This window comes from Acetobacter syzygii, from assembly GCF_000964225.1.
GTDB classification, from domain to species: domain Bacteria; phylum Pseudomonadota; class Alphaproteobacteria; order Acetobacterales; family Acetobacteraceae; genus Acetobacter; species Acetobacter syzygii.
This window is the reverse complement of sequence record NZ_BAMZ01000001.1, coordinates 22,797-30,973: the sequence shown is the minus strand read 5'-3', so window position 1 is coordinate 30,973 and position 8,177 is coordinate 22,797. Positions and strand designations below refer to the sequence as shown.

Here is an 8,177-nt window from a genome sequence, read left to right as displayed (position 1 = left end):
GCCCTTTCACGGCGGCAACACGGGTTCGAATCCCGTACGGGATACCATTGACCTTTTCAAGGTTGTTGTTTTAGCATAAATTGACATATCTTTTCTTTTTTAGTCTTTACTGAGACTTTAAAAGTTATTGTCGGTTTTGCTCAACGTCATCTTCACAGGTTCAGACTGCACAATCCCAGTTAACACTGCATCCTTCGCAGGTAACGGGGCAATGTTGCACGCAGCTTTATGGCCTACCCAATAAAAATCAGCATTCCCGGCTTCATGCCCGCCATAAGCCTCTTCCAGCAGAGACCAACTCCTACTGGATAAACAGTTCATAGTGGGGAAGATCAGCTTCGCTTTTTTCTTCCCCTATGTGAATGTTATTTTAGCCGTCTATTGGTAAACGCTCTTCTATAATCCCACTTTTTTTGAGAATAAGAAGAGCCAGAAGATAAACCAGTAATCCACCGGCAGAAAGCAAGGCACCACCAAAGCCAAGCGCTCCGTAGCCGAACTGCTGAGCCAGCAGCACACTCCCCAATGATGCCCCCAGAGCATTGGCAATATTGAATGCCGAATGGTTAAGGGACGCCGCCAGTGTTTGTGCGTCTCCCGCAAAATCCATCAATCTTGTCTGCAAGGCAGGACCCAAGGCATTCACACACGCCGGGATGAGGAACACGTCTAGCATTAACCCAATATGGGTGTGCAAAAGAGCCGGAAAGACAAGCATGGCAAGTGCACTTCCCCCTAATGCAAACAGAGCGGCCAGATTGATGTTACGGTCCACAAGCCATGCCCCAATATTGGCACCGGCCAGCATACCCAGCCCCCATATGATCATATAGAGCATGATCTGCCATTCTGGCACATGCGTTACATTTTGCAGAACACTTGTCAGATACGTGTAAATTGCAAACATGCCACCAAACCCGATAGCAGCCGTTAGCAATGTTAGCAGCACCTGCGCGTTGCCCAGAGCCGTAACCTCCTTAAGTGGCGAGTTGGCACGGTTTGGTGTGTCTGCCGGAATAAAACGCCATACACCAGCAAAAGTTAAAAACCCGAACAGACCAATAAGCAGATAGGCTATACGCCAGCCAAAATGATGTGCGGCAAACGTGGAAAAAGGTGCGCCAACCAAAGTTGAAATTGCAATGCCTGATAGAACACGCCCAACGGCCCACCCCCTACGTGAGCGTTCCACCATGGACGCAGCCACCAAAGCCGATACGCCAAAAATGGCCCCGTGTGGCAAACCCGTTATAAAACGTGCAATTTCCACCAATCCGGGTGTTGGCATGACAATGCTCAGCAGATTGCCAAAACCGAATAAAAGAAGCAGCACCAACAACAGCTCCCGGCGGGAAAGGCGCGCTCCCAAAATGGTAATCAGGGGTGCCCCCACCACAACACCCAGCGCATAGGCTGTAATGGCATATCCGGCTTCTGCGGTGGAAAGGTGTAAGGATGCTGCAAATTCTGGCAGCATCCCCATAATGGCAAACTCACCTGTGCCAACAACAAATGCACCGAATGTTAAAATAAAAAGAGCAGACGCCCTGCCCGCTGGTGCCGCGGAGAGCGCATTCCCAGTAGATGATCTGGTTTGTGGTGTCATGGAGCGTATCTCTGCCAAAAAATTTTCAGGCCAAAAGAATATTCGCAGCCACCTGGGCTATGGCAATATCTTCCTCCGTGCTGGCACCGGAGACCCCTATTGCCCCCACCACTGTGCCATCTGCTGCCTTAAGAACAAGACCACCACCAAAACTGGCCATACCACCATTGGTATTTTCCAATGTGTAGGCACCACCATCTGGGTGACCGATTTTTGCAAAATCTGCACTATCCATGTGGAACAGGGCTGCTGTGCGCGCCTTTTTGTTAGCAACATCAATGGCCCCCAGAATGGTACCTTCCATACGCAGGAACGCCGCTGGCCACGCAGCAGCATCCAAAATGGAAATGCAGACCTTAACGCCAAGCTTCTTTGCTTTTGTATGCGCAGCATCCAGCATGGCAGTTACAATTGTATCTTGCATGATGGGAACATCCCTTTTGTGGAAAAACACGCACGTTAACCATGCAGGCGCATAAGGGAATGAACAAAACTGGCGAAAATTTATTTATTCAATATTATTGAACATCTAGCTGTTCGGTAGAACGCATCATCATCCAGGCAAGCCGGATGAGCCGATGACGTGGAAATTTGGCAGGAGGTCCGGTCAAACACAGACTGGCCTTGACCTCCCCATTCTCCCGCCATGGAATGGCAACACCGTTCAGGCCGGGCCGGTATGCCTCTATGTCCAGCGCATATCCTTTGATCCGTACATCCTCAATTCTGCCCAGAACACTCCCATCCAACGCATCGGCACGGGTTGCCAGAACACGTTTGCCCAGCCCCGGCACGCAGGCTAAAAACACCCAGCCAACGGCTGACCCTTCCAGATTTTCGCGCCATGGCACGTTTGGCAATGCTGGACAAAGCCCGTTGGGGTCCACAATATCCAAATATGTTGCCTGATCTCCGCTAGGGACTGCCAGCCATGCCGTTGCGCCACTTTTGTGCGCAATAGCCTCCAGCACAGGGCGCAAATGCGCACGCAACATATTATCGTCCCCTGCAATACGTGCGAGATTGAGAATACGCCCACCAAGATGATAACGCATATCTCCGGGCCGCCGCTGGACGTACCCCAAATGGTCCAGCGTTTGTAAAATATTGTGCACTGTTGTTTTGCCTATACCAGAAATACTGGCAATCTGTTGCAGACGCGCCCCTCCGCCCTGCTGGGCAATAATTTCCAGAATGGCAGCAGACCGCTCTATGGATTGGATAAGCTTGGGCGTTTTACGCATAGGTTCCCCCTTGCTGCCTGCAATGCACAATACCGCGTTGCCCCTATACGCCCAAATCTGCTTCGTTCACTCCTGCTGAACAACAAAAGCCATAACCTACTTTGGCATTCAGGCAGGAAGGCCGCTTTGCGTGAGTTTATAGGCGAAGTAGAGAAAGACTATGCCGGTCAGAATATCCAGCGCGCGCATCACTCTGGGGCTGGATAAAACACGCCCAAGAGAAAACGCCATATAAGCCAGCACCGCATACCACAGCACGGCCATAATAACCTGTAACGCGGCCAGCAGCAGTGAATAGGACACCCGGTTAACGCCGGGCGGTATAAACTGCGCAAAAGCCGTGAGATCGAACACACCAACCAGCGGGTTAAGGCATGTGGTCAGCAATCCACGCTGGTAGCCTGCCCCCATGTTGCTGATCTGGCCTGCCTCCGCATCTGCGGCAGCCTGCGCGTGAACTGTAGCAGACGGCAGGAACAACCGGATACCCAGATACGTCAGGTAGAACGCACCCGCCCATTGCAGGATCAGGTATAATGTGGGGGATGCAGCAACCAGTGCACTCACCCCAAAGGCAGTGCCTGCCCCCCATATTGCCAGCCCCGTCCCTGTGCCCAAAGCCGCTCCCAAGGCCGCCCTATGCCCGACATTCATACCAAGGCGGATAACCAGAGCGGTCTCCGTCCCTGGTGTCAGCACCAGAACACCCCACGCTGCGGCAAAGGTCAAAAGGGGTAAAAAGGCATGGGGCATGGCGTATCCTGCTCTCTATGCAAACAATCACTCTATAATGCACACCAGCACCGAACCGGCACGGGAACAAAAGCGTGTTAAAAGAGAACAAAGCGCAGGGGAAGCCAGCTTACGGCAAGACTGCCACGTATGACCTTACCGGCTATTATATAAATCCATGGCCGCGCGGCGTGCGCCTACCACATGCTGGGTTGCAATATAAGCCATAACTGCGGGATGAGTTGACGTGTTTTTGAGCCGTGCCACCCCTGCAGGCATAAAATGCGCTTCCAAAGCAAGACTCTGGGCATGATCCAGAACCGTACGGAACAGGGCTTCCAGTGCCAGCCCTCTCTCACGGTAAGATGATGGCAGATCGGTCGCAAATATCCGCACCATCTGCTCCCCCGCCTGTTGCAAAGCGCTTTCCTCCGCGAGTTCCTCCCCTTCTTCCACATAAACCAGCACTGCGGCCCTATCCGGCGCAAGGGTCAGCAAGTGTTGCACCAATGGATGCAACATCTCCGACCGAACGCCCGGCAAGGCAAAACAAGGGGGAACACAGGAACGTAAACCCGGTAAAAAATACTGTGGCATAAAACATCTCAGCCCCCGGTCAGTCCCGCCCGGTGACGTACTGTGCAAGACGAAGGCAGGTCTCCTGACTTGCAGCCTATGCACCACATCCTGCCTTCCCGGTTACTTACCAGTGGCTGCCCTTATGCGGGCAACGGTTGCGGGCGACTGCCTACAGTTGCGGGTACAGTCTCCGACTTGCTCCTCAAAACAGAAGCTGACGGTGTTCCCTTTTCATCCGTTTGCACGGAACCTTCGACCAATACCGGCAGGCTATAGCGGCATGTTCCTGCGGCTGCGAGCAAAAAAATCAGCTGAACTTACCTTTATGCCGGAGCATTCAGCATTCCCACACGCCATTGGCCTGCATGGCAAGTCAGCAGACTATAGCTTCCGGGCTGCACATCCACCCGTGCGGCATGGGCCATGGTAACTGAGCCCTCTGCCGGGTACAGTACATGCGTGACCAGACTGCGCACAACAGCCGGGCGTGCCAGCACCACCGCTGGTTGTGCCACTTGCCCCACAGCTTCCAGCCATTGTGTGGTTCTGTGGCAGAAGGCACTAAAACTCTCTCCCTCTGGTGGCGCAAAAGCCGGGTCGGATAAAAAGGAAAGCTGTTCAGCAGCACTCATATCCCGCAAGGATCGGCCTGCCCAAACACCATAGTGTCTGTCCTGCAGGGCGTCCTCTACCTGCGTGCAATGTGCATTGGAGGCAGGTAAAGCGACATCGGATGCGTAATAATGTAGCAAATGGGAACTGGAGGGTAAAAAATCCACCACTTTTTGCCCATCCAAAGCACACGCAACCTGCTCACATGCCCCCGGCAGTTGCCCTTGGCGCACACCAGACGGTAGATCGGACGCATAGCAAAGCAGCTTCAACACACTGGCCTTTCCTACATAAGCACATTGATGACATGCCTGATCATGGCTGAACAAGATTTGCCAGCTCTGAACAGACCTCCTACACCATCAAACATTATTTGATCGCTCTTTATATACCGAGAATCGGATGCCCGTCCCGCCCCCCACCAAGACCCACATTCTGCATCGCCGCTTTTCGTGGGTTGCGCTCTGCCTTGCTTTGTCCGGCTGTGCGGCACCGGTTACCGTGCAGCAGCTCAGCCTGACAGACAGCTACAAAGAGCGCAGTCAAAGCACCCTGAGCGGTTACAGGTTGAGCAATACCACACGCATTGTGCTCGAACGCCAGAACCTTTTGCCCATATGGAAAAAGAATCCCGCGCAGGCCATTGCAGTCCTGCGTGCCAGCACACAGGCGCAGTTTTACACACCCGATTTTTTGGACCAGTTATTTGCGCTGGCTGAACTGAACTATCTGGTCGGTCGCCAGCAGTCTGACCGGGCGGCCTTTATGGCTGCTGCACTCTATGCATATGCCTACCTGAACCCCAACGGCCCGGACCACGCAAAACCCAGCCCCTATGATGTGCATTTTCGCCAGGCGTGCGACCTGTACATGTTTGGGCTGACCGAAGCCATGGGAAACCCTGTGGATGTCACTCCGCAGCGCTGGACCCTGCCATTTGGTACACTGGACCTGTCCACCACCCCGGCGGAAAAAGAATGGTATGGCTATACACTCACCGATTTCCGCCCCACTGCGCGCCTGTCCGTACGGGGGATCAAAAACATTTACCGCCGGGCCGGACTGGGGGAACCGCTGGCCGCAGTGCCGCGCCCACCAGCTAATAGCCAGATATCTTTTTCCATTACAGACAAACTGCGTATTCCCGTTAACCTTCTGCTGGACATTCCATCCCCCCGGCAGCAGGTTTTAAGCAACCATATTACAGGCCGGCTGGCACTGGCGACCATTGACCAGCAAACCAGCCTGCCCACAACAGATGGCGTTGTTCCCCTGCAATACGACCAGACCGCATCCCGCGCGATCAGTCTGAGCAACGCGGTTGACTGGTCGGTGGAATACAAGGGGTTTCTTAACGGCAATCTATTTAGCAAACGCGCACAGCTTATTGCCATGGAGCCACACCAATATGGCCATATGCCGGTTGTGCTTATACATGGCACAGCCTCCAGCCCCGGCCGATGGGCAGACATGGTCAATGACCTACTCGAAGACCCCGATATTCGGTCGCATTTTGAATTCTGGTTTTTCTCCTACGCAACGGGGAACCCCATTCCCTATTCTGCCCTGCAACTCAGGGAGGCCCTAAGCCGCACCATTCAGGACCTTGGCGGCACACAAGCAGACCCAGCTCTTGGCCGCATTACCCTGATCGGGCATAGTCAGGGGGGGCTTTTGGCCAAAATGCTGGCCATTGATCCGCATAACGCACTGTGGCATGGCCTGACATCCCACCCGTTCTCCAGTTTGCATCTTTCCTCCAGCACACGGCAGCTTTTGGAACAGGCTCTTTTTCCCACCCCCATGCCGGAAGTCAAAAGTGTTGTATTTATTTCCACACCACAGCACGGCAGCTATCTGGCTGATTTTTCCATTGCGCACCTTATAGGGCGGATGGTTACGTTCCCTGCCGCCATTACGGAAGTCACCCAGCAGGTTATTCAGGGGAATGCCAGCCTGCTCAAGGTCAATATGAGCCCATCCCGCCTTGGCAGTGTTTACGGCATGTCTCCCCATAGTGCATTTATACGGGCATTGGCAGCTGTTCCGGTTACGCCAGCCATACAGAGCCACTCCATTATCCCCGTATTGAGCGAAGGACCGCTTGCCAATGCAGATGATGGCGTTGTGGCCTACTCCAGCGCACATGACCCGCGCGTGCAAAGCGAACTGATTGTGCGTAACTCCGGGCATTCCACTCAGGCCAACCCCATTACCATTGCCGAAGTCCGGCGTATTCTGCTGCAACAGTTAGCCGACACCCTGCCCGACATGCGCATGAAGGGGGATATGAACCACACCAACATCATGCGTATTGGCGGGGATTACACAATACCCGCCGCATGGGCCAATACCCAACCATGACAGAGCACAAAATGCCTGCCCGCAGCCTGAAAAAATGGATACTACCCACCTTAACCGGCCTGTTTGCAATTTATGCCAGTGCAGCCCTGTATTACTCCACGCTGGAGCCAGAGCCCCTACGCCTTGGCGCAACAGCCATATGTGCACTTCTGTTTATCCTAACAGGACTCATCCGCAAAACCAGACAGCGCTGTGCAATCCTTTTGGGCATGGTCACTTGTTTTTTTATCTGGTTTTACACAGACCGACCAAGCAACACCCGTGACTGGGCGGGAGAATATGCCGTTCTGGCCGATGCCGTGCAGGAGGGCCGGATAATACACGTGCACAACATTCGTAATTTCTCATACAAGACAGAAAGTGATTATACACCTCATTATTACAATGCAGATTTTAATCTGGACCATCTGTCTTCCATAGATCTCATAACATCTTACTGGTCAGGAGACAGCATTGCCCATGTTTTTCTGTCTTTTGGATTTGATGATGGCCGACACCTTGCTGTTTCCATTGAAACACGCCGCCAGAAAAAATTTGCCTATTCCACCATCGCAGGATTTTTCCATCATTACGAACTGACTTATGTGACCGCGGATGAGCGGGATCTAATTGGTGTACGCACCGACATTCGCAAAGAACGGGTCTATCTTTACCAGCTTGAACTCTCCCCCCAGACACGCGAAGCTGTTTTTAAAAATTATCTGACGGAAATCCACCAGCTCAACACGCAGCCACGGTGGTACAACACACTGCTGGACAACTGCACCACGGAAATTCTGGCACGGGCCAATGCCCGCACCCGCTATCGTCTGGACTGGCGGGTATTGCTGAGTGGCTATACGGCCTCCCTCGCTTACGATCTGGAATTGCTCAACACGCATTATGACTTTGCGACCCTGCACCGTCTCAGCCGCATAATACGGCCAGAAAACGCCACGCCAGATGAGAATTACTCTAATGAAATACGGGAATCCCTACCAATCACACTTGCGAATAAATAAAAACAACTCTAAATACATGCATACCACTCGCAATTAGAA

General features: G+C 53.0%; 8 protein-coding genes and 1 riboswitch. Of the genes, 2 read left to right on the top strand and 6 right to left on the bottom strand.

Translation table 11 applies throughout. The features are described from left to right. Positions 1-370 precede the first annotated feature (370 nt). From Absy_RS00145 to Absy_RS00120, 6 genes are all read right to left on the bottom strand, one after another. The gene (locus tag Absy_RS00145; protein WP_048852713.1) at positions 371-1,606 is read right to left on the bottom strand and encodes an MFS transporter; all 1,236 of its coding nucleotides are present in this window, start codon (positions 1,604-1,606) and stop codon (positions 371-373) included. 25 nt (positions 1,607-1,631) lie between these two features. Beyond that, on the bottom strand, positions 1,632-2,030 hold the full coding sequence (locus Absy_RS00140; RefSeq protein ID WP_048852712.1) for a GlcG/HbpS family heme-binding protein: 399 nt from the start codon (positions 2,028-2,030) through the stop codon (positions 1,632-1,634). 94 nt (positions 2,031-2,124) lie between these two features. Continuing rightward, on the bottom strand, positions 2,125-2,850 hold the full coding sequence (locus Absy_RS00135) for an IclR family transcriptional regulator (protein ID WP_048852711.1): 726 nt from the start codon (positions 2,848-2,850) through the stop codon (positions 2,125-2,127). Between the two features lie 108 nt (positions 2,851-2,958). Continuing rightward, positions 2,959-3,603, bottom strand: coding sequence for a LysE family translocator (locus Absy_RS00130; protein ID WP_048852710.1), 645 nt, complete (start codon positions 3,601-3,603; stop codon positions 2,959-2,961). A 135-nt stretch (positions 3,604-3,738) separates the two neighbouring features. Next, complete coding sequence (locus Absy_RS00125; RefSeq protein WP_048852709.1) at positions 3,739-4,104, bottom strand: hypothetical protein; 366 nt, start codon at positions 4,102-4,104, stop codon at positions 3,739-3,741. Between the two features lie 112 nt (positions 4,105-4,216). Then, a riboswitch (cobalamin riboswitch) is annotated at positions 4,217-4,430 on the bottom strand. Positions 4,431-4,484: 54 nt separating this feature from the next. Then, positions 4,485-5,048, bottom strand: a complete 564-nt coding sequence (locus Absy_RS00120) for a histidine phosphatase family protein (RefSeq protein ID WP_158319829.1) — start codon at positions 5,046-5,048, stop codon at positions 4,485-4,487. Positions 5,049-5,175: 127 nt separating this feature from the next. Here Absy_RS00120 and Absy_RS00115 point away from each other — a divergent pair, with 127 nt between their 5' ends. Then, positions 5,176-7,137: an esterase/lipase family protein gene (locus Absy_RS00115; protein WP_048852707.1), complete on the top strand. Its 1,962-nt coding sequence runs from the start codon at positions 5,176-5,178 to the stop codon at positions 7,135-7,137. Continuing rightward, positions 7,134-8,138, top strand: coding sequence for an Lnb N-terminal periplasmic domain-containing protein (locus Absy_RS00110; RefSeq protein WP_084596740.1), 1,005 nt, complete (start codon positions 7,134-7,136; stop codon positions 8,136-8,138). Before Absy_RS00115 ends, Absy_RS00110 begins: the two co-directional genes overlap by 4 nt. Positions 8,139-8,177: the final 39 nt, after the last annotated feature.

What these genes read in the sequence shown, in the direction of transcription:
- Absy_RS00145 (WP_048852713.1), bottom strand. Translation starts at nt 1,606, where the DNA reads ATGACACCACAAACCAGATCATCTACTGGGAATGCGCTCTCCGCGGCA.
- Absy_RS00140 (WP_048852712.1), bottom strand. Translation starts at nt 2,030, where the DNA reads ATGCAAGATACAATTGTAACTGCCATGCTGGATGCTGCGCATACAAAA.
- Absy_RS00135 (WP_048852711.1), bottom strand. Translation starts at nt 2,850, where the DNA reads ATGCGTAAAACGCCCAAGCTTATCCAATCCATAGAGCGGTCTGCTGCC.
- Absy_RS00130 (WP_048852710.1), bottom strand. Translation starts at nt 3,603, where the DNA reads ATGCCCCATGCCTTTTTACCCCTTTTGACCTTTGCCGCAGCGTGGGGT.
- Absy_RS00125 (WP_048852709.1), bottom strand. Translation starts at nt 4,104, where the DNA reads ATGTTGCATCCATTGGTGCAACACTTGCTGACCCTTGCGCCGGATAGG.
- Absy_RS00115 (WP_048852707.1), top strand. Translation starts at nt 5,176, where the DNA reads ATGCCCGTCCCGCCCCCCACCAAGACCCACATTCTGCATCGCCGCTTT.
- Absy_RS00110 (WP_084596740.1), top strand. Translation starts at nt 7,134, where the DNA reads ATGACAGAGCACAAAATGCCTGCCCGCAGCCTGAAAAAATGGATACTA.